At 49.3% G+C, this 23615-nt stretch carries 22 protein-coding genes; 18 read left to right on the top strand and 4 right to left on the bottom strand.

The window, feature by feature from the left end; translation table 11 throughout:
- The first annotated feature begins 20 nt into the window (after positions 1-20).
- Complete coding sequence (locus MJ769_RS06895; protein WP_239235585.1) at positions 21-1061, top strand: bile acid:sodium symporter family protein; 1041 nt, start codon at positions 21-23, stop codon at positions 1059-1061.
- Positions 1062-1298: 237 nt separating this feature from the next.
- Here MJ769_RS06895 and MJ769_RS06900 read toward each other — a convergent pair whose 3' ends face one another.
- Both MJ769_RS06900 and MJ769_RS14435 read right to left on the bottom strand, forming a co-directional pair.
- A complete protein-coding gene (locus MJ769_RS06900) occupies positions 1299-2810 on the bottom strand; it encodes an NAD(P)H-dependent oxidoreductase (protein WP_239235587.1) in 1512 nt (503 codons plus the stop codon).
- 32 nt (positions 2811-2842) lie between these two features.
- Positions 2843-2971: a hypothetical protein gene (locus MJ769_RS14435; protein WP_256445698.1), complete on the bottom strand. Its 129-nt coding sequence runs from the start codon at positions 2969-2971 to the stop codon at positions 2843-2845.
- Between the two features lie 414 nt (positions 2972-3385).
- Between MJ769_RS14435 and MJ769_RS06905 the strand changes: the two genes are divergently transcribed.
- From MJ769_RS06905 to MJ769_RS06955, 11 genes are all read left to right on the top strand, one after another.
- Complete coding sequence (locus MJ769_RS06905) at positions 3386-4111, top strand: YebC/PmpR family DNA-binding transcriptional regulator (RefSeq protein WP_239235588.1); 726 nt, start codon at positions 3386-3388, stop codon at positions 4109-4111.
- 46 nt (positions 4112-4157) lie between these two features.
- On the top strand, positions 4158-4694 hold the full coding sequence (gene ruvC, locus MJ769_RS06910; protein WP_239235589.1) for a crossover junction endodeoxyribonuclease RuvC: 537 nt from the start codon (positions 4158-4160) through the stop codon (positions 4692-4694).
- A gap of 107 nt (positions 4695-4801) precedes the next feature.
- Complete coding sequence (ruvA, locus tag MJ769_RS06915) at positions 4802-5380, top strand: Holliday junction branch migration protein RuvA (protein WP_239235590.1); 579 nt, start codon at positions 4802-4804, stop codon at positions 5378-5380.
- Positions 5377-6438: a Holliday junction branch migration DNA helicase RuvB gene (gene ruvB / locus MJ769_RS06920; protein WP_239235591.1), complete on the top strand. Its 1062-nt coding sequence runs from the start codon at positions 5377-5379 to the stop codon at positions 6436-6438. The genes ruvA and ruvB overlap by 4 nt, the downstream gene beginning before the upstream one ends.
- An 898-nt stretch (positions 6439-7336) precedes the next feature.
- A complete protein-coding gene (locus MJ769_RS06925; RefSeq protein ID WP_239235593.1) occupies positions 7337-7900 on the top strand; it encodes a GspH/FimT family pseudopilin in 564 nt (187 codons plus the stop codon).
- On the top strand, positions 7891-8394 hold the full coding sequence (gene pilV / locus MJ769_RS06930; protein WP_239235594.1) for a type IV pilus modification protein PilV: 504 nt from the start codon (positions 7891-7893) through the stop codon (positions 8392-8394). The genes MJ769_RS06925 and pilV overlap by 10 nt, the downstream gene beginning before the upstream one ends.
- 8 nt (positions 8395-8402) lie before the next feature.
- Entirely contained in the window at positions 8403-9272 is an 870-nt protein-coding gene (locus tag MJ769_RS06935; protein ID WP_239235596.1) for a PilW family protein, read from the top strand.
- 4 nt (positions 9273-9276) lie between these two features.
- Positions 9277-9843, top strand: coding sequence for a pilus assembly PilX family protein (locus MJ769_RS06940; protein ID WP_239235598.1), 567 nt, complete (start codon positions 9277-9279; stop codon positions 9841-9843).
- Positions 9844-9941: 98 nt separating this feature from the next.
- On the top strand, positions 9942-13529 hold the full coding sequence (locus tag MJ769_RS06945; protein ID WP_239235600.1) for a pilus assembly protein: 3588 nt from the start codon (positions 9942-9944) through the stop codon (positions 13527-13529).
- A 14-nt stretch (positions 13530-13543) separates the two neighbouring features.
- Entirely contained in the window at positions 13544-14032 is a 489-nt protein-coding gene (locus tag MJ769_RS06950) for a type IV pilin protein (RefSeq protein WP_305854694.1), read from the top strand.
- Positions 14033-14311: 279 nt separating this feature from the next.
- Positions 14312-14671: a hypothetical protein gene (locus MJ769_RS06955; protein WP_239235601.1), complete on the top strand. Its 360-nt coding sequence runs from the start codon at positions 14312-14314 to the stop codon at positions 14669-14671.
- Positions 14672-15142: 471 nt separating this feature from the next.
- Here the strand turns inward: MJ769_RS06955 and MJ769_RS06960 are convergent, their stop codons facing one another.
- Complete coding sequence (locus MJ769_RS06960) at positions 15143-17011, bottom strand: potassium transporter Kup (protein ID WP_239235608.1); 1869 nt, start codon at positions 17009-17011, stop codon at positions 15143-15145.
- 510 nt (positions 17012-17521) lie between these two features.
- A complete protein-coding gene (locus MJ769_RS06965; RefSeq protein ID WP_239235610.1) occupies positions 17522-18595 on the bottom strand; it encodes a hypothetical protein in 1074 nt (357 codons plus the stop codon).
- A 423-nt stretch (positions 18596-19018) separates the two neighbouring features.
- Here MJ769_RS06965 and recQ point away from each other — a divergent pair, with 423 nt between their 5' ends.
- The 6 genes from recQ to MJ769_RS06995 all read left to right on the top strand — a co-directional run bounded on the left by recQ (position 19019) and on the right by MJ769_RS06995 (position 23467).
- On the top strand, positions 19019-20860 hold the full coding sequence (gene recQ / locus MJ769_RS06970) for a DNA helicase RecQ (RefSeq protein WP_239235611.1): 1842 nt from the start codon (positions 19019-19021) through the stop codon (positions 20858-20860).
- 209 nt (positions 20861-21069) lie between these two features.
- On the top strand, positions 21070-21441 hold the full coding sequence (locus MJ769_RS06975) for an ArsR/SmtB family transcription factor (protein WP_239235613.1): 372 nt from the start codon (positions 21070-21072) through the stop codon (positions 21439-21441).
- A gap of 1 nt (position 21442) precedes the next feature.
- Positions 21443-21961, top strand: a complete 519-nt coding sequence (locus MJ769_RS06980; RefSeq protein WP_239235619.1) for an SRPBCC family protein — start codon at positions 21443-21445, stop codon at positions 21959-21961.
- 2 nt (positions 21962-21963) lie between these two features.
- Positions 21964-22425, top strand: coding sequence for an SRPBCC family protein (locus MJ769_RS06985; protein ID WP_239235621.1), 462 nt, complete (start codon positions 21964-21966; stop codon positions 22423-22425).
- Positions 22426-22454: 29 nt separating this feature from the next.
- Positions 22455-22925, top strand: coding sequence for a VOC family protein (locus tag MJ769_RS06990; protein ID WP_239235622.1), 471 nt, complete (start codon positions 22455-22457; stop codon positions 22923-22925).
- Between the two features lie 74 nt (positions 22926-22999).
- A complete protein-coding gene (locus MJ769_RS06995; protein ID WP_239235624.1) occupies positions 23000-23467 on the top strand; it encodes a VOC family protein in 468 nt (155 codons plus the stop codon).
- Positions 23468-23615: the final 148 nt, after the last annotated feature.

The following is a 23615-nucleotide window of genomic DNA, read 5'->3' on the forward strand; positions in this document are numbered from 1 at the left end:
AGATTCAGTCAAAACATATAATGAATTTTCTTTCGATCTCTCAACTCCTCCAACGCCATCTGCTCTGGTTCTTGATCGCTGTATATGTTATTGCCGTTGTTTTGCCGGTTCCCGGTCTCAGGATAAGGAATATTTCTTTTGGTGAGATCACTATATACCAGCAAAAAATGAATATATCGTTGCTAATGATGATGCTCGCCATACTCATGTTCAATGCTGGCCTAGGGTTGCAGATTTCCCATATTAAAAAATATTTTGAAAAAAAATTTGTATTACTGGCCGGATTAATTGCTAACGTAATTATCCCAATTATCTATATTTTTGGCGTAACGCTCTTAATGCGGCTTTGGACTGAGCCGGTAGAAGTCCAATACATTCTTGTGGGTCTAGCATTGGTTGCCGCGATGCCGATTGCTGGAGGGTCTACAGCGTGGGCACAAAACGCTAATGGAAATTTGGCTTTAAGCCTGGGATTAGTACTTTTCTCCACACTTCTGAGCCCCATGATCACTCCGGTAATGTTTAACATTTTTGGTGAAATGGCCTCGGAAAAGTTCGAGACGGTCTTGCAAGGTTTGGCAGTATATGGCTCTGGAGCGTTTCTAGGTCTTTGGGTGGTCCTACCATCATTGCTAGGCATTGCGGTGCGCTTTATAGTCTCCGAAGACTGGATAGTTGGAGGAATGCATTATCTGAAATTCATCAATAGCATTGTTTTGTTGTTGTTGAATTACTCAAATGCTGCAGTATCATTGCCTCAAGCCATAGCTGAACAGGATTACGATTTCTTGGCCATCACAATGGTCATTTCTGCAGGACTATGCTTAACTTTGTTTGCTGTAGGGTATGGTATGAGCCGCTTGTTCAAGTTGGATCGAGCTGAGCGCGTCTCACTTATGTTCGGACTGGGTATGAACAATAACGGGACGGGGTTGGTATTGGCATCACTCGCTTTATCTTCTTACCCAAATGTAATGGTTCCGATTATTTTCTACAACTTGGTTCAGCACATCGCAGCAGGGTCTGTGAACGAAGTAATGAACAGAAAAGCAAGCGGATAAAGGGCCACTGTTCTTTAAAATGACGTGACAATGAAGTAGGCACACAATATTCTATTTATCGAGGTGTCCGCTATGTAGTTGTACCATTTCAGGTTGCAGCCATCGCTTGAAACCTACCTGTTGTTCGAGGACGACGGCACAATGTGATCAGCTTGCTTAATATCGTCTTACCAATCGTGCATAGCCACTCAACCAAAATCGAGTATTTAATTCGGTTTGGATAAATATAATTCAAGCTCATTTCAAATGTAACAAGGGGATCAATCCAAACCAAATAATATATGTTAACGATGCCACCATCAGTCCGTCGATGCGGCCGCCTAGCCGCTGTTGTCTCCAGTTGCGGTAAATCAGAAATCCGAGCAGGCAAACATGGGGAAGCACCCACGGTAGCAATCCTTGAAAGCTTCCGTGCAAAGCTGGCTGATCCTTGATGAGCACAACGACCAATGGTGCCGCCGCGGCCAGTATCATAGCTAGCAGCGCTGCCCTGCCTGGGCTTAGACGAACCACCAAGGTGCGCTTTCCAGCTTGTTTATCTGCCTCGAGGTCTGGGATACCGGAAAGGATGATGGCCGGCATCACTGCCAGAAGCAGTGGCAAGCTAATAAGCCAAGGAAAGGAACTGTTCCATGCTCCGCCCTGGAATATGTAGCCACAGAGTATTACACCAAAACTGTGAGTGAGAGCCACATTGAGCTCCCCCAACCCTCGCCAAGCGAGCTTCAGGGGAGGTGCCGTATAACCCAGCCCTAATATTGTCATTATGAGTATAACGATAGGTACAGCACTGTTACCTGCGAGGTCATCCACTAACAAGCCCGCACAGGCCGCGGCGGCCATTAATGACATCACGATGCCCACTCGTAATTCACTGAAGCTTAGGTTTTTATCCACAAGTACCCGAGAGCCGCCAGTAAAGGGGCCAAAATTGCGGTTGCACCGGTCGCTTTCATAGTCGAACCTATCATTGGTAAATACTGTGGCTGCTTCCAGGAAGAACAGGCAGGCATAACCCAGCCAATAGACCCATAGGTTCCAATTTCCACTGATCAATGCCGCTCCCAATGCGCCTACCGTATAGGCCATCCAGGTCATCGGATAAAATTGGAGCCGTAACGCCTTGAGCCAAGCTTTGAGCTTAGTGGTAATACGGTCGGTATAGCTTGAGGCACCATTCCTTAAGGAAAAACCGAGCCCTCGACTTTGCTCCAACCACTGGGCTCGTCGAACCGGCTCTGAGTCCTTGACTGGACCCAGCGCAAGAATGCAAGTAGTAGTGATGCCACAGAAGCCTAACGTGGATCGCTTCATGGCATTGTGACCGGGGGCGCGGTAGATAAATCGATATACCCAAGGTGGCATATCTAAAGTGGTAATTAAATGAGCTGTCTTGCCGGTCAGCAATCCCTCGAAGTGGCCGTCTTCACATTCTTTGAAAGCGAATCCCGGTAATAGAACCCGATCAAGAAACCCCTTAAGACGAGCTGGCCCTACTCCCCACCAGGCAGGATAGATAAAAGCCACATGATCTGCCCACTTGATAAGCTGCAAGGCGTGTTCCAGACCAGGTTCCAGAGGCTGATCTCGAGGCGAGATCAGGTGTACATCAAAGTCGAAGTCTATCGCTCCCAAATCTATCTTTTCAACTTCCACTCCGGCCGCTAGTGCGCCATTTTCATAGGCAGTTGCAAGAGCTGAACATAGGCTGGGGCTACGTGGATGTCCTAAGATCACAAGTACTTTCATAGCAGCATCGCTCGATTCATAAATTTCACCCATCAGTTATGATAATAGTCGCATACCATCAACGTTTTATCCTCCCACTTTTCTTTAACGTGCAACTCGTGCAGCGTATCGTTTACTCCGCCCTCTTGCAAGGGAGAGAGGTGGAATGAAGAAACAGGCATGGCTAGCATGCCTGTCGGACTTAATCATCGGGGGTATTTTTGCCTGCAAGTTCAATTATCGTAGCCGCTGCAGCATTAGTGGTAGATAAACCATGTTGGAAAAATATTATCGAGAATACGATACTCATAGGGATTGTAAGGTTGTGTAAACGGAAGTTAACCAACGCCATGATGCCAAGACATCTAAAACAGGTGTAATGGATGTGAGTCTGCCTCAAGCATTGATCTTACAAAGTGCTGGGATACAGAGCATTATTTCAGGTATTCTTCAAGAAGAAGGTGCGCTACACTGAAAAGTTACATGTAATAATTTTTATCAACTGTTGCACTTCGAATTTAAATCCGCGCTACTTTATCAGGATGTCAATCCTTGCAGCGTTTAAGCTACGGGAATCAGTCAACGGAGAAAATATCATGGCAGGTCATAGTAAATGGGCAAATATTCAGCACCGCAAAGGTCGTCAGGACGAAAGGCGCGGCAAGATTTTTACACGCCTGATCAAGGAAATTACCGTATCGGCCAGATTGGGCGACAGCGATCCGGCCATTAATCCGCGCCTGCGTTTGGCGATGGAAAAAGCCTATGACCAGAATATGCCGAAAGATAATGTGGAGCGCGCCATTAAACGCGGCAGCGGTGAACTGGACGGTGTGGATTATATTGAGCTTCGCTACGAAGGCTACGGCATCAATGGCGCAGCAGTGATGGTAAATTGTATGACCGACAATAAAACACGCACCGTGGCCGATGTGCGCCATGCTTTCACCAAGTACGGCGGCAATCTCGGCACGGATGGTTCTGTGTCATTTTTATTTAAACATTGCGGGCAGATGATTTTTGCACCTGGCACTGATGAGAACGCGCTAATGGAAGTAGTATTGGACGCGGGAGCAGAGGACGTAGTGAGCAATAATGACGGCAGCATTGAAGTTATCACCGCACCCAATGATTTTGTCGAAGTGAAACAGCGCATGGAAGCAGCCGGCTTTAAGCCGGAAATAGCAGAGGTCACTATGAAGCCTATTGTCGAAGTGATGTTTACTGGTGACGATGCAGTGCGCATGCAAAAGCTATTGGACGCACTGGAAAATCTTGACGATGTACAAGAAGTGTATACCACGGCCGTGATAGAGGAATGAATGAAGAGGGCGGTAGAAGGGATAAGGGTAAGTCTTCCCTGCACCGATGAATCTTTCTTCTGCTTCACGCATTTTAGGTATAGACCCTGGTCTGCGCATTACCGGATTTGGCGTGCTGGACAAAGTGGGGCAAAAACTCATTTATGTTGCCAGCGGTTGTATCAAAACGCCCGTAGGCGAGCTGCCTGAACGACTTAAAGTCATTCTCAATTCATTGCGTGAGGTGATTGAGACGCATCAGCCGCAGCTGGTAGCGGTAGAGAAAGTATTCGTCAACGTCAATCCGCAATCCACCTTGCTGCTGGGGCAGGCGCGTGGTGCGGCGATTTGCGCTGCGGTTCTGGCTAGCCTGCCGGTTGCAGAATACACAGCATTGCAAGTGAAGCAGGCAGTGGTAGGCAACGGCCATGCGAAGAAAGAGCAGGTGCAAAATATGGTACAGCGACTGCTGGAATTGTCTACTTCCCCCAGCTCGGATGCTGCGGACGCGCTGGCTTGTGCGATTTGTCACGCACACGCTGGCATGGGGCTGGGTCAGTTGGCAACCAAGGGCTTGCGCATGCGAAATGGCAGATTAAGATAAAAAGCATGATCACTTTCTCCAGCCACAGAATAAACGTGATCGAAATTTTTCTAATGCAATAATTATCGCGCTTGCACAATTAGCCGAGAAAGATTAACAAGGGAAACATGATAGGGCGTTTGACAGGCATTTTGTTGGAAAAAAATCCGCCGCAAATTTTGTTGGATATTCAAGGCGTGGGGTATGAGGTGAATGTACCGATGAGCACCTTCTATAACCTGCCCGTACTGCATGAACGGGTGGTTCTATATACTCAACTTATTGTTCGTGAGGATGCACATTTGCTCTATGGTTTTTCCTCTGAAGACGAACGCGTGGCGTTTCGTCACTTGTTAAAAATTAGTGGCGTGGGGCCGAAATTGGCGCTGTCAGTGCTGTCTGGCTTGAGTTTGAAAGATCTTGCCCTTGCTGTGGCGAGTAAGGAGGTGGGGCAGTTGACCCGAATCCCAGGGGTTGGCAAGAAGACCGCCGAGCGTCTGCTATTGGAGCTGCAAGATAAGTTCGTCGTGTCTATGTCGGATGGCGTGAGTGGAATTGGGAAGCCACATTGCAACGACATCACTAACGCGCTATTGGCGTTGGGCTACAGCGGGAAGGAGGCGGATTGGGCAGCCAAACAATTGGCCGCCGATGCAAACGTCGCGGACGGCATCCGCCAAGCACTTAAGCTATTATCCAAAGCATGATCCAAAACGATAATTTGACTGCGGTCGATCGTATTATTTCTCCCGTTCCGGTCTCTTCGCAGGAGGAAATGCAAGAGCGAGCATTACGCCCTAAGCATCTGGACGAATATATTGGTCAGGAAAAAATACGCGGACAGCTTGAAATTTTTATTGAAGCCGCTCGCAAACGTAAGGAGCCACTTGACCATGTGCTACTGTTTGGCCCGCCGGGGCTGGGCAAGACTACTTTGGCGCATATCATCGCACGTGAAATGGGTGTCAACATGCGCCAAACTTCCGGGCCAGTTTTAGAACGTGCCGGCGACCTCGCTGCCCTGTTAACCAATCTCGAGCCGAACGATGTTTTGTTTATCGATGAAATCCACCGTCTGTCACCGGTGGTGGAAGAAATTTTGTATCCCGCGCTCGAGGATTATCAGATCGACATCATGATCGGCGAAGGCCCCGCAGCGCGTTCAGTAAAGCTGGACTTGCCACCGTTCACTCTAGTTGGAGCAACCACTCGCGCCGGTATGTTGACCAACCCCTTGCGCGACCGTTTTGGTATCGTGGCGCGTCTAGAATTTTACACCGCCAGTGAATTGCAGCGCATCGTGACGCGATCATCCGGTTTACTGGAATTGCCGATCTCGTCTGAAGGAGCCCTGGAAATTGCAAAGCGTTCACGCGGTACACCACGTATTGCAAATCGTTTGCTACGCCGCGTGCGTGATTTTGCCGAAGTAAGGGCGCAGGGCGAAGCTACGCGCGAAGTGGCAGATGCCGCGCTGACTATGCTCGACGTGGATGTGCAGGGATTGGATCTGATGGATAGAAAATTATTGTTGACCGTGATCGAAAAGTTTAGCGGTGGCCCGGTGGGCGTAGACAACCTTGCCGCTGCCATCGGCGAGGAGCGCGATACCATTGAGGATGTGTTGGAGCCTTATTTGATCCAACAGGGCTACTTGCAACGCACATCCCGCGGAAGGGTGGCGACCACCAATGCTTACAAACATTTTGGACTAGTGCAGCCGCGCAATATGAATAGTAAAGATTTATGGGATGAGAGCCAATAAAAACAGTTGGTTGCGAATAATTCGGCATCCGCAATTCCCGCACAGCAGGCTGTGCAGGAAATTTCTTTAAAGGACTGAGATACTTAAACTCAAGTTTAGAGTACCTCTAAGAATTCAAGTTTCTATGCAAGACAAGGCGTTAGTAAAAAATTTGAGCGCAGCATATGGTTGATATGTAAGCGATGATTTTTTCGAGTAGTGCCGTATTGTGACGGAACGAGGTAAGCAGGCAAACCGCAAAGCGGCGGCTCGCTGAATTGCGATTTTTAGAGATGCCCTTTCTATATTCAGTCCCAATATATCCGTACTTAAGCGTATATAGGTATGGCTCATGTGAAACAAAATAGGTAATCAACTACCAACCTCCCGTAGAAGAAGTTAATCCGATCAACCTGAACCAGTCGAAGGATGAATGGATTCACTTTTCGCCAAGAGCAGATCCCAAGTCAGCATCATTCTCAACTGCAGACGCTCCAAAAATCGACTCATATTACCTCAGCTCCTACCACTCACCGTGCACCGCGTTGATGTGGCGCTCACCTTTTATGTCATCCAAACCGCCTGGTACTTCTCCTATTCGGATGGAGCTCGACACACCTATACACGGCGTTTACCGATGGAAGTAGATGGAGCGTATCTTGCCCCTGTGCCGATCATAAGTACGTCATGAGTCAATAAAATGGCCCAGAATTGCCGCTTATCCTAACAAACAGGCTATCGGTCAGCGGAAGTTTGCAATAAGGCTTGGTTGAATTAAAGTCGATGATATCAGTGCCGATAGTAAGCGTGTGGTGAGTCAAGCCAGAGCAACCTAATGGACTGCCCGTACATTCTGGCAAGGCGACCGGTGGTCAAAGCAAAGTGGGGATTTAATTCAAATCTGTCTATCGAATGAGCTATGGAAAACAAACTCCCAAAATTGGGTAACCGAAGAGACGATACATTGCGTGGTCAAACGGGGTTCACTCTGATCGAATTGCTGGTTACGGTCGCAATCTTGACGATTTTGCTGTCAATCGCTGTTCCCAGCTTCATTACGTTTGTGCAGGACAGTCGCCTGGTCGGTCAAACGAATGACCTGGTCACATCGCTCAATTTCGCCAGAAGTGAAGCCATCAAGCGCGGTGTTCGGGTTTCAGTATGCAGCCGCGCAAGCAATACCGCCTGTTCGGGTGCGGCTGTAGTTAATTGGGATACGGGCTGGCTGGTATTTATTAATCCCAATAACAATGCAGCGGCAGACGCAGGCGAAACGGTGCTGCAAGTGCGGCAGCCGCTTGAAAATGGTAATACGCTACGCACGGCTGGGCTACAACGCGTTACGTATCTAAACTCCGGTTTTTCTGGCAACGCTGACACTTTCCGCCTTTGTGACGTTCGTGGTACAGCAAGTGGGCGTGCCATTGCTGTGAGTGTGCAAGGTCGAGTATCTACCACCACAGGAACCACAGCATGCCCCTGATCAAAACACAATCTGGCTTTACCCTCCTGGAAATCATGGTGGCGATCGTCGTTCTTTCTCTTGGCCTGCTCGGTCTGGCGGGGTTGCAAGCTGCCAGCCTGCGCAACAACCAGACTGCCTACTATCGCGGCATTGCCACCCAGCAGGCGTACGACATCGCCGATCGGTTGCGCGCCAATCTGGCTGGTGCGGGACCGCTTCATGGTTATAGTTACAACAATTTGGCGATAAACCTCCCGGTTGGAAATCCCGATTGCTTTACTGCGGCTTGCACCCCTGAAAATATGGCCATTTCCGACCATCGTCAGTGGAACGCGGCTAATGCAGCCTTGTTACCTAACGGCAATGGAACCGTCGTGTGTGCAGACGGTCCTGCTGCTGCGGGGTGTACCGCAGCCACAGGCACCTGGGTATTCAACATTACCGTTACGTGGACTGAAAAAGTTTTGGGAGGGGTCATTACACGTTCCTTTGTGACGAGTATCACACCGTGAGAAACAGCATGTTTTTGTCTTCGACCCACAACGAAACGTCTCAACCTAGCCTATCCAAGCATCAGGCAGGATTTTCGCTAGTGGAATTCATGATCGCGCTTACGTTGGGCATGGTTGTATTGCTTGGTGTTGGTTCTATTTTTATCGGTAGTCAGCAGACCTATCGGGTTCAAGAAGATAACGCCCGCATTCAGGAATCGGGTAGATATGCGCTGGAAATGATTGGCCGCAGTATCAGGCAGGCGGGCACAAATGCGGAGATGAATTTCAACAAAACGGCAACCACAGCGCAATGTAATGTGGCGGGTGTATGTATTGCTATTGGCGGAGTCAATGGCGCCTTGGCGACGCCTGATACGCTAACCGTGCAATTTTATGCGGGTAGCGAAGAATTTGTTCCCACTCCGGCACCAGGCTCATGGATAGCCCGTAACTGTACTGGCGGTCAAGCTGCATTAGGCGCAGTGGTAAGCAACGCATTTGACATCGCGGGAACCGATCTGCGATGTACTGGCAGTGTAGGAGGCGTTGTAGGAGGAGTGCAACCACTGGTTGAAAATGTCCAGGATTTTCAGGTGATTTACGGCATAGATACCGACGTTTCGGGGAGCACAGGATATCGGTCAGCTGATTTATATGTGGCCGCGCCCACTGCGGCACAATGGCCGAATGTCGTGACCGCGCGCGTTTGTGTGCTGATTCAATCGGCCAATAACAACTTGACCACCTCACGGCAGAGCTATCTTAACTGTGCGGGTGCGCTGGGCACCGCAACAGGAGCCGCAGCCTTTACCACAGCAGCTGCCGGGGATCTGCGCTTACACCGCAGTTTTGTGGCCACCTACAACCTGCGTAACCGTGTCGCTGCTGCGCCTTAAGCCCATGATAAATCAACGCTACAATACTCGTCCCGCCAATCACCAGCATGGTATCGCCTTGATTACCGGGTTAATTTTCCTAGTAGTGCTAACTCTAATTTCCGTCACGGCGGCGCGCATGTCCAGTCTTGAAGAGCGCATGTCGGGCAATATGCGGGATCGCTCCATAGCCATGCAGGCAGCCGAAATGGCTTTGCGTGATGCCGAGCGGGATATTCGCGGAGGTACAGGCATTACCCGGGCACCGGTAATTTCCGGATTGACCAACTTCAACTCAACCTGCACTGCTGGCCTGTGTTACAACGGACTCACAGGAAGTGCTAATGGAACAAACTGGAATACCACCCCCGTCTGGAGCGTGGTCAACATGACGGCTGCCCCCAGCGTTGCATATGGCGCCAATACGGGGGCAACACCTATTGGCGAGCTTTCGGCGCAGCCGCGTTACATTATCGAAGGAATCGAGAAAAGTGAAACAGGTACAACCGTTTATTACTACCGCATCACCGTGCGTGCGCAAGGTGCGAACGCTAACACGGTGGTGTGGTTGCAAGAAGTACTCAGGTCATAGCAGTTCCGTTTAATCGAGGAATAGAACTATGAAAATCATCCCCGGCAAGGTTACATCATCGAACTTATTTCGCTTCCGTCCCGCTTCCCGGAGAAAGCATGTCGATCAGCAGAGTGGTCGCATGGAGAACAAGTGATTCCATTCCGTATTACACCATGTGGCTGGGGATTACTGGACAAGCCTGGGCAACCATAGAGGTTGTTATTAACAACTTATTCAAAGGAGTGCATTTCATAATGACTTTTAAACGCAAACCATTGACGCTGTTGCTGTTAGCCACTTTTTCTGTAGGCCATTACGGAGTGGCAAGTGGCACATTATTCATAAGCCAGACCCCTCTGTTTGTTCTTTCTGCGACAAAAGCCAATGTGCTGCTGATTTTTAGTAATTCAAACGCTATGGATGAAGACCCCACCGGCCTGGCTGTGGGTAGCAACAGCTCAACCAGTAAATCAGAGATCGCACGTGTGGCAGCCAGGGAGTTGATTGCGAATTACACCGGACGAATCAATATGGGTTTGATGGCATACCAGCAGAGCGGTGTGGTGCATCAGTGGCTGAATCAAAGCCCTTACGATGCCAGCTTTAACCCAGCCAATTATGATCCAGCCTGGACGGGTGCAAGAGATAGCGCAACCCATAAAAAATTTAAAATCCCCAACTCCAGCAGTCCTAATGCGGCAGGGGCATGCACAACGAGCGGTGGTATTCAGGTTGATTGCGTGTATTACAACGTCAATCTACCTTATTACACGGCAACGCCGCAGGGTAACAGTTTTTGTTATTCAGGCCCGGTTGGGGCAACCACGCCCACCTTTCCGGGTGACCATACAAGTTTTGCTTGCTACGGTACCAAGACAGGTACATCTGATGCCGCACCGGGCGCAGCTGGTGCAGGGTATAGTGCGTTTCAGTTCAATGCAATTTTTGGCCCGACAGAGAGTGATTTTGCACAAAACATTGACGACTTTGGCCAAGTACTAACATCTTCTGATCAGGGGCCGACTTGGTTTGCCAATGGCAGCCCAGGTTTGGGCTATTTGCATGCACCGATCGTAAACCTGGATGCGGTTCAAGCAGGTAAGCTTAATGTAAAGCTGGCAACAAGTGTAGTGCCCACTTGTACTCGTGTCGCAAATGTTTGTACTTGGAACGACAACCCTACCGCCATTTCAGGTGGAAATACCCCTACGAATCCTAACGCGCCCCTGATAAATGCGGGTTTGTCTCCCATTACCGGAACATTCAGGACAGCCAAGGATTACTTTAATGGTGCCACCACGAACTTTACTGCCACTCAAGGCGGGGCGCAGGCGGCACCCATAGCTGCGTGTGGCCACGATTTCGTCGTATTATTGACCAATGGATTACCTAGCCGAACCGCGTCCGGTGGAGCCGTTACTTACGGCGTTGGCCAACCATTTTCGGCGAGTGAGGTGGTAAACGCGGTTGCCGCAGTGACTAATTTGAAAGGTGGTGCGCGTCCAGTCGAAACTTATGTCATCGGTTTTGCCTTGCCGGAATTTACCAATAATTATTTCGTCAGCAACCCACCCAATCCGCTCGATCAAATGGCAGTCGCGGGCGGCACGTTCTCGGCTTTTTTTGCGAACGACCGTGCCTCGCTGAATTCCACATTCAGCAGAATCTTCACCGACATTCTTGCGAAAACGGGATCTGCCGCTGCGGTTGCCACCAATACGGCGAATCTTCAGATCGACAATTATATCTTCCAGGCTAAATTTCAAACGACGGACTGGAGCGGGCAATTGCTTTCGCTCCGCCTCGACACCAGCGGTGGCTCGGTGGTTTTGACGGAAAAATGGGATGCTGCACCCAAGCTCGATGCTATGTCACCCGCTAGCCGGATCATCCTGACCAAGGGGGCGGCTGGCGGAGTGAGTTTCGAATGGGCAAACCTGACGTCTGGCTCACCCACTAGCCAGCAAACCTTGCTCAACACTAACAATCTTAATGTCGACGATGGACTGGGTTCGGCTCGCCTGAATTACCTGCGTGGTGAGACATCCAATGAAGGTAACTCGGCGGGGCAGTTCCGTGTTCGTAACTCGTCAACCGTGACTGGCAGCGTCCTTGGCGATATCGTCAATTCCGGCCCGCTTTATGTAGGCGCACCCAAAGCCGGTTATTCGGATGTCGATTACCCTGGCTATGCTGCTTTTCGTGCGCGGTATTTGAGTCGTAAACCGGTGGTATATGTAGGGGCAAACGATGGTATGTTGCATGGCTTCGATGCGCAACTTGATAGCGGCGGAGACCCGGTTTCCACAGGGGGAAACGAGGTGATTGCCTATGTACCTTCGCAAATGTTTGGCTCCCTGAGCCAGCTCACTGCTCAAACCTATAACCAGAACCATCGCTATATGGTAGATGGCACACCCATGTCAGCCGATGTGTATTTGCCGTCACTGACAGGCAGTAGCGTAGACAAGTGGCGCACCGTGTTGATCGGCAATATGAACAGCGGCGGCAAGGGTTATTTTGCGCTCGATATCACCAATCCCAATCTGTCCAGTATGTCTGCACCCACCTTCAGCACTGGCAATGCAGCAGATTTGCTGTTATGGGAATTCACCGATGCCGATGACACCGATATGGGCTACGCGTATAACCTGCCACCACAGGATTCGGGTAATAGTCAGGCCAAGCAGATCGTCAAGCTGCAAAACGGTAATTGGGCAGCAGTCGTCGGCAATGGTTACAACAGCACGAGTGGCCAGGCGGTGTTGTATCTGCTGAACATTGAAAAGGGGATTGATGGCAGTTGGGTTACCTCGGGCGATTTCTTTAAAGTGGTGGCGGATGGTGGACCCAACAATGGTTTGTCGACACCCGTACCTTACGATAGTGATGGGGATGGCATGGTAGATGTTGCCTACGCGGGCGATCTGCTGGGTAATATGTGGCGGTTTGATATCAGTACCCCCTCCACCCCCGTCGCCTCACTCTTGTTCAGTAGCGGAACAACCAAGCCGGTTACGACCCCCCCCGTAGTGTTCACTCATCCATACGGCGGTAACATGGTGTTATTTGGGACGGGCAAATATCTGGAACTGACAGACAACGCAACTACCGCAACGCAAACGATATATGGCGTACGCGATAGTGCTTCAGGCACAGTGCTGGCGAGCGCGTTGGAAGTGCGTACCATGCTTGATCCAACTGGGAAGCGCACGATATCAGGTGCGTTGATTGATTGGTCAACAAAGAAGGGGTGGCTCCTCGACCTTCCTGCTTCAGGGGAGCGTCTGACCGGTGTCTCCAAACTGGAGAGCGGTAAGTTTTTCTTTAATACCTTGATTCCTTCCACGGTACCATGCGAATCCGGGGGGACGGGTTGGTTGATGGCGGTGGATAGTCTGACCGGAGCTCAGCCTGGCTTTCTGGTGTTTGACGGGAATCACGATGGTGTTTTTAGTGATGCAGATAAGGACTTCGGTGGATTAAAGATCGGCGCCGCCATCGGAGGTACGACGTTTATCAAGGCAGCAGCAGGTGGTTCGGCCGGGACAGGTAGTTCGGGCGGAACAGGTGGTTCGGGCGGAACAGGTGGTTCGGTCGGGATTGGTATTGCCTCACTGACCAACGGCATATTAAGTACACCATTGATTAATTTCGGTTCCTTGTCTGGTGGCCGCGTCAACTGGCGGGAAATTTTGCAATAAACGGGGAGGGTTCCATGCGAGCACATAAGATTGAGAGTCACGCCGATAGGGTTACACCTGCACGGTTTACGATGCTGGCAATACTTAAACGCCAGCCCGCCGGGTTTACGCTGGTTGAACTGATGGTCACGGTGGCAATCATCGGCATTATCTCTGCGATTGCTTACCCCAGTTACACGCAGTATGTGTTACGTGCAAACCGGGCGGAGGTACGCGCTATATTACTGGAGACCATTCAGTTTCTTGAACAGAATTACACTACGGCTAATCGCTATGACCTAGACAGTGCAGGCAATGCTATCGTGTTGCCATACGCAACTTCACCAAAAGCCGGGACAGCAAAATACAACATCACCGAAACGTCTGGTGCAGCCCAAACTTTTGCGCTTAGTGCGGCACCTACTGGCGTCATGACTGGTGATGCATGCGGCACCTACACACTGGATAATACTGGGGCACAAGGAAATAGCGCAGGCACAATAGCCGAGTGCTGGGGAAAATAGTCAAGAGATATTGGCAAATAGTTCTGTTAAAACAATTACAAATATTCCGTTCGGATTGAGCTTGCGAAGGCCAGCATCGGCGCGGGATCAGCGGTTCGACAAGCTCACCGCAAACGGTAATGGTTTTGTTGGAGCGATCGACTCGTTTCTGTGGGTGATTATTGCTTTTTGTCCACTTTGATCTGACCGTCGCAGGCGTGCCGGATGTTGATTTAACCCACTGCCGTCCATACCATATTGTTTGAGACGGCGGCATATTTTTCAATAGGAGGATAAGTGATGAAACAGCTTGTTGCGATATTTTTTTCAGTCATTTGTTTCGGTAGCTTGGCGCATGCCAGGATGCAGATTGGCACACCCCAGTCGGCAAACGTCGCCTCGGCCACGCCAAAAGATTCTGTCTGGCAGAGTGGCAGGGTGGGTGAAATCCACGCAGATGCAAGCACAATGGTGATTGGAGGAGTGACCTATGCATATACCCCTTTAAGGACAAAAGTCACAGTAAATGGAAAGCGTGCCACGATCAGTGACGTACGCAAGGGTACAGTGGTACAGTTTGAAGCTGTATCGCTAGATAAGAATCAATTGAATCTTTTAACAACTGTCAATATGCAGATTCTAAGTAAGCAGAATAAATAAGGCTATGCCACAATTGCCTGTTGATTCTTGGCAACTATTTAGTACCTGCCAGCAAACGGCTGTTATTGAAAAACCTTTCCTGAATTTTCAGTTCGTTCTCCACAAATTTTTTTGTGGCAGGAAGTTAAAAAACTTTACTATCCTGATACTGATGCATTAATTTACTTAACTCCGGGCGATCGCAACTCCCCTATTGTTAAAGTCAGGCCTAAAGAAATTTAGTGTTGCTGAAGTCGCCAGTTTCAATCAGTATCCTTTTATAACACCTCTTCCACATCCGGTGTAACAAATTGTTTTTAAGTAGATAATGGGTCGCGTATCTGGACCCATTATTCAGGAACCACACCCCTTCAGTGACATATGCCACGCTTATCAATTGACGGTCGTTATCTGCAAATTCAATGGTAGATGCCATTGATTCATTGACGGTCATACCACGCCAGAATCGACTCGACAGGGATATTTTGGAAACTATATTTCAATACGAGTACCCATTTCAACAACCCGATTCGTTGGGATTTTATAAAACTCCGTCGCATTCATCGCGTTCTTGGACATCATAATAAATATCCATTCACGCCATTTCATCATGCCAGGAGTCGACGCTGAAACAATCAAAGCGCGAGACGTAAAGAAAGTTGTATCCATCATGTCAAATGTCATCCCCAATGGCGCACATAAATCCAAAGCGGCAGGTACATCGGGTGTTTGCATGAATCCGTAAAAAACCCTCACCCGATAAAAGCCCTTGCCCAAGTCATTAATTAACAGGCGGTTACCCTTCGTAACAAAAGGTTTGTCTTCAATAATGACGGAAAGCAAAACATTGCGTTCATGCAGCACTTGATTGTGTTTCAGGTTGTGTAGTAATGCGGCAGGTGCCCCCTCATTAACGCCAACCAGGAAAACAGCGGTTCCGTGTGCCCGGTTGACATCGCCCACATAATCCACAATGGTCTGAACAGGGATCGATCGACGGGCAATCACTTCGAACAACAACTTTCTTCCGCGCTTCCAAGTGGTGAGGACAACAAATGAAACGAGAGCGATACCCAACGGGAACCAGCCACCTTGCGGAATCTTTATGGCATTGGCCGCAAAATAGGCCAAGTCAACGCAAAGAAATGTGCCTATCAGAGGAATAACCAGCCATGGGGACCAACGCCAAGCAACAAGCACAAAAGCAATCAGCATTGTGTCGATCATCATCGTTCCGGTAACTGCAATGCCGTAGGCTGCCGCCAGATTGCTGGAGCTTTGAAAGGTGAGGACCAAATAAATCACTGCCAGATACAGCGTCCAATTAGTAAAGGGGACGTAAATCTGACCATGCGCTTTACTAGAAGTTTGGCGGATTTCCATTCTAGGCAAAAAACCCATCTGCACTGATTGACTTGCAACTGAAAATGCACCTGATATCACTGCCTGTGAAGCAATCACTGTTGCCGCAGTTGCAAGCAAGACCATTGGAATTATGGCCCACTCAGGAGCCAGAAGAAAGAATGGACTTTTGATAGCTTGTGGGTTGTTTAGCAACAGTGCACCTTGCCCGAAGTAATTGAATACCAGCGCAGGCAGTACAAAGGAGAACCAGGTTAGCCTAATTGGAAACCGTCCAAAGTGTCCCATGTCGGTATACAAAGCTTCGCCACCCGTAACGGCAAGCACGACTGAGCCGAGAGTCAGAAATGAAAGCCAAGGGTCAAGCACAAGAAATTGGTAGGCATAAACAGGATTGAGTGCCAAAAGTACATGCGGACTTTGCGCGATCGATAAAACACCTAGAACGCCCAAGACTAAGAACCAAAGGATCATGATGGGACCGAATGCCATTCCCATCGCACCAGTGCCGCGTTTCTGAACAAAGAACAATGCGGTGAGCACCATAATAGTGATCGGCAGCACAAAGCTATTTAGTTGGGGCGCAATAATATTCAGACCTTCGACGGCTGATAGCACTGAAATGGCCGGTGTAATCATGCTATCGCCAAAAAATAATGCAGCAGCAAATACACCCAGCATTGCGAACAACCACTTGGATTTGGGTTTGTCGGAATACAATTCGCTAACCAAGGCCAGCAAAGCCAATGACCCCCCCTCACCATGATTGTCGGCTCGCATAATAATGATCACGTATTTCAGTGACACCAACAGCATGATGGTCCAGAACATTATCGAGAGTACACCAAGGACATTGGCCTCAATGACTGGCAGAGGATGATGCCCAGCGAAGGTTTCCTTCAAGGCATAAAGGGGGCTGGTGCCAATGTCGCCATACACGACACCAATTGCGCCCAACATCAGTGCGGATAGATTTTTCTGCGTTTGCGGGCTGCCCATATACTCTCTAATCTCTGCCTTGCCCAAAGTGGGTAGCTCTACGCTTAATTATTTCAACAAAGGCAATAGTAACGGGTCCAGTCGCTTGATCAATACAAAATGGATCTGTCGCCTTACCTCAACGCCCTGCCCCGTAACGAATCTAATATGTGAATGGCTATAATCACGTAATGAGTCGTGGTAGAAACTGAGGTCGTATAAAAATATTCCGTTCTCCCGAATATGCTGAAGTATTCCTACATACTCTAATTAAGCAAGGATATCAAACTGACGGATGAAGTAGAAGATGTATGTAAATTTATCATTAATCAAGCAGTTTGACCCATTAGTTCAGCTGCGTGTACCGGTTGTCCAAGTCGAAAAAGCTGCTTTGCATGTTTGCCTACCCTGTCTATATTTATCCTTAGCATTAACGCAAAACACAGCAAATTCGATTACAGAGATAGGGGATTTTTAGAGGTGCCCTATAGTAAAACGATAGTATTTTGTGCTAGGTATGGTTGAACGCGACTAACCGTTGGAAATACTGTTGACCCAGTGGTAGCGATCTGGGTCTTCATGGAGTAAAAACTCCATAATCGCTTCGCGTTTTGACTGGTTGGCACGAAGAATAATGCCACGCAAGTCATAATCGATTGAGCTTTCTTTGGCTCCGCGCGCAGTGGCTTTTTCGTACCAGTCACGGCCGACATCATAGTGCCCGAGTTCAAAGTTGACAGCGCCGAGTAAAGTACATGGTCGGAAGTCTTTCGGCGTCAGCATGTTGGCCTGCTCGCCATGTTTCAGCGCTTCATCCAAGCGCCCCATGTCGCGCATGACGCCACCATGAGTTGTGGCAATTGCTGACCGTAACTTTGGAGCTCGCAACTGTTCCTCAGGGATAGCTGAAAGCAAGTCGTGTGCTTTTTTAGGCAGCTTGCATTTGCGGTAATGGCTGCTTGCATTGACTGCATGCCATGGGTTTCCCGTTCGCTTGTATTCGCTTAGGTAGAATTCTGCTTCACGTTTATGGATTGCCTCCCGTAGAGGCTGAGAGTAGTAATCTTGGCCGTGAGTTGTCAGCCATAAGATATCGTCGTCTGTACGTCGGTTGCCACTCTCGATGCGGCGGAGAATATCCATAAGCTGCGCCAAACATTCCACTTCGACGTATTGGTCAATATTGTAGCACTCGCGAAGTGCTTTATTTTTAAGCCTAGCAATGTACTTAGGATTGCTCTCGCGCTCACGACGAGCTGCTGCCTGACGGGCGAACAATGCTGTTTCACGGGCCTTTTGCTCGGCTGCCCGCACCAACATTGCCGAGTGTTTAGCCATCCTTTCAGCTTCGACCGCCAGCGCACGCTTAGCTTGTTCAAGGGTAGCAGCCTCGCAGAATTTATCATAGGTAATTGCGCCCTGAGCAAACTGGTGAAGTGCGATGAGCTCTTGCTGGTAAAGATAGTACATCGCTAAGGTGGTAAGCGAACGCTTTTGCTGAAGGTCATTCAAAATGTTACGCAAGCGGCTAGCTGGGATAGTAGCGCCTGGAAGGTCGCTGACAAAGTAACGTTGAGCGAGCTCAAGTAAAATCGGACGGGCCATATATTATTGTACGGACGTCCTGCAAAGAAGTATTGCAGGTAAGCTGCCATTGTATGCGATTAGTCAATTTCTACAATGTCAAAATTCTGTGTGAACAGCCACGCTGAGAGACCGCTTACTGAAGCATCGACGATCTGGTATCGCGATCAGCATCAATAAGTTGAGACATGAGCATAAAGCAGAATTTTATAAAATAAAGTTAGCTTCCCCGTGCCCAGATTTATCCCATATGGCGCACCATGTGGACGGGGCACAGCGGCTATTGTAAAGTTATTCGGTACATTTACAGACCATCTGCAATTGGCACTTAACGGCTACTGGCAAGTAATAAGTAACCACATAGCTATCTGTTCACAGTAAATAATTCTGTAGAAAACATAAGCGTAGGGGCAGAATAACCTCTAGTGTGATACCTTTCTTTTTATGACTGCTCCTACCGCCCAACAAATTCTCCACGATGTTTTCGGCTACACGTCCTTTCGCGGTGAGCAGCAATCCATAGTTGAATATGTTGTTGCCGGGGGTGATGCTCTGGTATTAATGCCAACCGGCGGCGGCAAGTCGTTGTGCTACCAACTTCCCGCATTGTTGCGGCGGGGAGTGGGCATAGTGGTGTCGCCGTTGATTGCACTTATGCAGGATCAGGTAGACGCACTTAGCCAGCTTGGTGTGCGCGCCGCTTTTCTTAACTCCAGCCTGGATGCGAACACTGCCCGTGCCGTGTCCAGCCGTTTGTTGCGGGGTGATTTGGATCTCTTGTATGTGGCGCCAGAACGGTTGCTGATGTCTGGCTTTTTGTCCATGCTGGAACAAGTGCAGGCCGAGCATGGTATAGCATTGTTTGCCATTGACGAGGCGCATTGTGTATCGCAATGGGGCCATGATTTCCGTCCAGAGTATCGCGGCCTGACGATATTACATGAACGCTTTCCAGACGTGCCGCGCATCGCGCTGACGGCCACGGCGGATGCGCCGACGCGAGGCGAGATTGTCGAGCGGCTGGCGCTGGAGCAGGCGCGCCAATTTGTGTCCAGCTTCGACCGTCCCAATATCCGTTACAGAATAACGCTGAAAGCCAATGCCCGGCAGCAATTGCTGACCTTTCTGGAAACAGAGCACGCCAATGATGCGGGCATCGTATATTGCCTGTCGCGAAAAAAAGTGGATGAAACGGCCAGTTGGCTGCAGGAGCGCGGATGGAATGCATTGCCTTACCACGCCGGGCTGGATGCGGCCGTGCGGAGCGAGAATCAACGTTCTTTCCTGCGTAAGGAAGGCATCATCATCGTCGCCACTGTCGCATTCGGCATGGGCATTGACAAGCCCAATGTGCGCTTTGTCGCTCACCTTGATCTGCCCAAGAGCATGGAAGGCTATTATCAGGAAACGGGCCGTGCCGGGCGCGACGGCCTGCCCGCAGATGCATGGATGACTTACGGTTTGGGCGATGTGGTTTCCATGCGCCAGATGTTGGCATCCGGCGAGGCGACCGAGGAGCGCAAACGATTAGAGATTCATAAACTTGATGCGCTACTGGGGTTTTGCGAATCCACTGCGTGCCGCCATCAAATTATATTGCGTTACTTTGGAGAGGGGCACCCGGGCAATTGTGCCCAGTGCGACAATTGCCTGGAGCCGATGGAGACTTGGGACGCGACTCAAGCAGCACGGATGGCTTTGTCATGTGTTTACCGCACCGGGCAGCGCTTCGGTGTTGGTTATTTGATTGACGTGCTACTGGGCAAGGTCACGGCACAGGTCGAAAAATTTCGTCACCAACAACTGAGTACCTTTGGGATCGGCCAGTCGCTCTCGCAGACTCAATGGAGCAGTGTCTATCGCCAGTTGGTTGCTGCCGGTTTGCTCAATGTGGATATGGAAGCTTACGGCGGATTGCGTCTAACCGAACAAGCGCGCCCGGTGCTACGCGGTGAGTCCGAAGTGTGGCTGCGACGCGATGCTGAACCGGCTAAAAGCAAAATCAGTAAAATTGAACGCGGCGCAAGAATGCGTGAAGCATTTGCCGGTGCAAATGAAGACCCGCTGTGGCTGGCACTTAAAGCCAAACGCATGGCGCTCGCCCGCGAACAAGGCGTACCGCCTTATGTGATTTTCCACGACAGCACTTTGCTGGAAATCCTCAAACTTCGCCCTGGTAATCTCACCGATTTGGGAAAAGTTAGCGGGGTTGGGTTAGCCAAATTAGATCGTTATGGAGATGATTTTTTGAAAGTAATTGAGGATGAGAGAAATGGTGTTAACTAAGCCAAAAATCCAGCTGAAATATTTATGGAAATCACGTTAGTTACTCCAGCAACGTTCAACTTCAAGATTTCTCCAGTAGTTCAGCCGACTATTGGCACAGTGCCTCAAATCACGCTCCGCATCAACTGAGAATTCTCATACGATTGACAGCCTTCAAATTCCGCCCGATAATTAACCAATAAGTTAATTATCCAATTAGATAGATACATATGTCCACAAATGGCACCATAGACCATCTCAGCGCAACCTTCTCAGCGTTAGCAGATCCCACACGACGGGCGATGTTGTCGCGTTTGGCTGCGGGTGAAGCATCGGTTAACGAGCTTGCTGCGCCATTTGCAATGAGCTTACCTGCTGCATCAAAGCACATTAAAGTGCTGGAAAAAGCCGGACTCGTCACTAAAGGGCGTGACGCGCAATGGCGCCCTTGCCGTATTGACGGTGAACAGCTGAAAGTGGCGATGGACTGGATTGGTCAATACAAACAGTTTTGGGAAGATCGCCTGGATCGCTTGGATACTTATTTACTTACCCTGCAACAAAACCCAGACCCCGATATTAACCCTAGCAAAGGAGAGTAAAGTGAAAACTGAAGAATCATCTAGCCAATTCAACCCCAAACTTGACCTCACTTTTGAGCGCATTGTTGATGTTCCAAAAGAACTTGTTTGGCGAGCTTGGACTGAGCCAGCGCTGCTTAAACCGTGGTTTTGCCCGTTGCCCTGGAAAACAATAGACGCGGAGATTGATCTGCGACCCGGTGGCATGTTTCGCACCACCATGCAGTCGCCAGAAGGTAAGGACTTCCCCAATATCGGCTGCTATCTGGAAGTTATCTCCAACCAAAAACTAGTCTGGACGAATGCCTTGTTGCCAGGCTTTCGTCCCAGCACGCCCAGCCCAACTTGCGGAGACGAACAGGTAGATTTTAAGTTCACCGCCATCATCGAGCTGGCAGACCACCCCAGCGGCACACGCTACACCGCCACGGTAATCCACGCGGATGAAACAGGTTGCAAGCAACACGCTGCAATGGGTTTTGAAAACGGCTGGGGTACAGCGCTCGATCAATTGATTGCTATGATCAAGAAAGGCATCTGATCATGTCTGTCGTGACTCCCGAGAAATCCAACGAACTCATCATCACTCGAACATTCGATGCGCCAAGAGCTTTAGTGTGGAAGGCGTGGACTGACCCCAAGCACGCGTTGAATTGGTGGGGGCCAAGCCATCATCCCGCCGTCAATGTGATGTGGGATGTGAGGTCGGGCGCTCGTTGGCGCAATTGTTTGCGTTCTGTTGAAACCGGAGATTTGTTATGGCACGGTGGCGAATTTCGTAAGGTAGTTGAGCCAGAATTACTTGCATTTACTTTTGCGTGGGAAGAAACAGGCGAACGAGGCATAGAAAATTTAATAATTATCACCCTTACCGAGAATCATGGAAAAACGACTATGGTGCTGAGGCAAACACCATTTCAGTCATTGCTCGAGCAAGAGGGACATAACGAAGGCTGGAACAATACATTTGACCGTTTAGCGACCTATCTGACAAAGGTTATTTAATCGTTTTCAACCCCAGCAGGAGAAAAACCATGCAAAAAATCACCACTTGTTTGTTGTTCGACGGACAAGCCGAAGAAGCGATGAACTATTACGTCTCTATTTTTAAAAACTCAAAAATATTGAAAGTCACTCACTACGGCCAAGGCGCGCCCATGCCAGAGGGCACAGTAATGACCGCAAATTTCGAGCTGGAAGGACGCCAATTTATGGCGCTAAACGGGCCGTTGTACAAATTTTCACCTGCGACCTCTTTCGTCGTGAACTGCGAAACGCAGGAAGAAGTGGACTACTACTGGGACGCATTGGTCGCTGGCGGCAAGCCCAGCCAATGCTCGTGGCTAGACGATAAATACGGCGTGTCATGGCAAATTGTTCCCAAGCAACTCATACAATTGATAAGTGACCCAGACCCTGTTAAAGCGGGGCGTGTGATGCAAGCAATGATGACTATGTCGAAAATCGTGATTGCAGATATACAGCAAGCTTACGACGGGAAGTAAGCGGTTTGTCAGCAGGTAGTACGTGCACCAAGTAAGTAATTTTAATATTCATCAAAAATCTAGGAGAATTAACCATGACCAGTTTAAAAGTCAAAGCCATTCCTGATGGCATGCATTCGATTACTCCATACATCATCTGTGCAGACGCATCGGAGGCTATTACGTTTTACAAAAATGCATTCAATGCCATAGAGTTAATGCGCCTCCCAGGCCCAGACGGCAAAATCATGCACGCCTGTGTCCAGATAGGCGACTCACAATTGATGCTCACTGAAGAAAACCCGAAATGGGGCGCACTGGGACCAAAAACATTGAAAGGCTCACCGATCACGATCCATTTGCAAGTCGAAAACGCGGACGAAACTATGGCGCAAGCTGTCGCAGCGGGTGCGAAAATTACCATGCCTATTGCGGATATGTTTTGGGGCGATCGATACGGTCAAGTGGAAGACCCGTTTGGTCACCGCTGGTCGATAGCCACCCATACGCGTGATGTGACTCCGCAAGAAATGCAGGCGGAGATGGCCAAGATGAGCTGCTAAAATCAACCATCATTTACCTTTGAGAATTATATTAGGGCTATGCTGAACATGCCCCGTACTTCTAATAGTCCAAAATAAATGTGACGCGCTTCATTCTCCATAAATGTTGGATTGTTAGAGGTACCCTATAGGTAAAATTCAATAAAAA

It is taken from the genome of Candidatus Nitrotoga sp. BS (assembly GCF_927797785.1).
In the GTDB taxonomy this organism is placed as follows: Bacteria; Pseudomonadota; Gammaproteobacteria; order Burkholderiales; family Gallionellaceae; genus Nitrotoga.

What these genes read in the sequence shown, in the direction of transcription:
- MJ769_RS06895 (WP_239235585.1), top strand. Translation starts at nt 21, where the DNA reads ATGAATTTTCTTTCGATCTCTCAACTCCTCCAACGCCATCTGCTCTGG.
- MJ769_RS06900 (WP_239235587.1), bottom strand. Translation starts at nt 2,810, where the DNA reads ATGAAAGTACTTGTGATCTTAGGACATCCACGTAGCCCCAGCCTATGT.
- MJ769_RS14435 (WP_256445698.1), bottom strand. Translation starts at nt 2,971, where the DNA reads ATGCCTGTTTCTTCATTCCACCTCTCTCCCTTGCAAGAGGGCGGAGTA.
- MJ769_RS06905 (WP_239235588.1), top strand. Translation starts at nt 3,386, where the DNA reads ATGGCAGGTCATAGTAAATGGGCAAATATTCAGCACCGCAAAGGTCGT.
- ruvC (WP_239235589.1), top strand. Translation starts at nt 4,158, where the DNA reads ATGAATCTTTCTTCTGCTTCACGCATTTTAGGTATAGACCCTGGTCTG.
- ruvA (WP_239235590.1), top strand. Translation starts at nt 4,802, where the DNA reads ATGATAGGGCGTTTGACAGGCATTTTGTTGGAAAAAAATCCGCCGCAA.
- ruvB (WP_239235591.1), top strand. Translation starts at nt 5,377, where the DNA reads ATGATCCAAAACGATAATTTGACTGCGGTCGATCGTATTATTTCTCCC.
- MJ769_RS06925 (WP_239235593.1), top strand. Translation starts at nt 7,337, where the DNA reads ATGGAAAACAAACTCCCAAAATTGGGTAACCGAAGAGACGATACATTG.
- pilV (WP_239235594.1), top strand. Translation starts at nt 7,891, where the DNA reads ATGCCCCTGATCAAAACACAATCTGGCTTTACCCTCCTGGAAATCATG.
- MJ769_RS06935 (WP_239235596.1), top strand. Translation starts at nt 8,403, where the DNA reads ATGTTTTTGTCTTCGACCCACAACGAAACGTCTCAACCTAGCCTATCC.
- MJ769_RS06940 (WP_239235598.1), top strand. Translation starts at nt 9,277, where the DNA reads ATGATAAATCAACGCTACAATACTCGTCCCGCCAATCACCAGCATGGT.
- MJ769_RS06945 (WP_239235600.1), top strand. Translation starts at nt 9,942, where the DNA reads ATGTCGATCAGCAGAGTGGTCGCATGGAGAACAAGTGATTCCATTCCG.
- MJ769_RS06950 (WP_305854694.1), top strand. Translation starts at nt 13,544, where the DNA reads ATGCGAGCACATAAGATTGAGAGTCACGCCGATAGGGTTACACCTGCA.
- MJ769_RS06955 (WP_239235601.1), top strand. Translation starts at nt 14,312, where the DNA reads ATGAAACAGCTTGTTGCGATATTTTTTTCAGTCATTTGTTTCGGTAGC.
- MJ769_RS06960 (WP_239235608.1), bottom strand. Translation starts at nt 17,011, where the DNA reads ATGGGCAGCCCGCAAACGCAGAAAAATCTATCCGCACTGATGTTGGGC.
- MJ769_RS06965 (WP_239235610.1), bottom strand. Translation starts at nt 18,595, where the DNA reads ATGGCCCGTCCGATTTTACTTGAGCTCGCTCAACGTTACTTTGTCAGC.
- recQ (WP_239235611.1), top strand. Translation starts at nt 19,019, where the DNA reads ATGACTGCTCCTACCGCCCAACAAATTCTCCACGATGTTTTCGGCTAC.
- MJ769_RS06975 (WP_239235613.1), top strand. Translation starts at nt 21,070, where the DNA reads ATGTCCACAAATGGCACCATAGACCATCTCAGCGCAACCTTCTCAGCG.
- MJ769_RS06985 (WP_239235621.1), top strand. Translation starts at nt 21,964, where the DNA reads ATGTCTGTCGTGACTCCCGAGAAATCCAACGAACTCATCATCACTCGA.
- MJ769_RS06990 (WP_239235622.1), top strand. Translation starts at nt 22,455, where the DNA reads ATGCAAAAAATCACCACTTGTTTGTTGTTCGACGGACAAGCCGAAGAA.
- MJ769_RS06995 (WP_239235624.1), top strand. Translation starts at nt 23,000, where the DNA reads ATGACCAGTTTAAAAGTCAAAGCCATTCCTGATGGCATGCATTCGATT.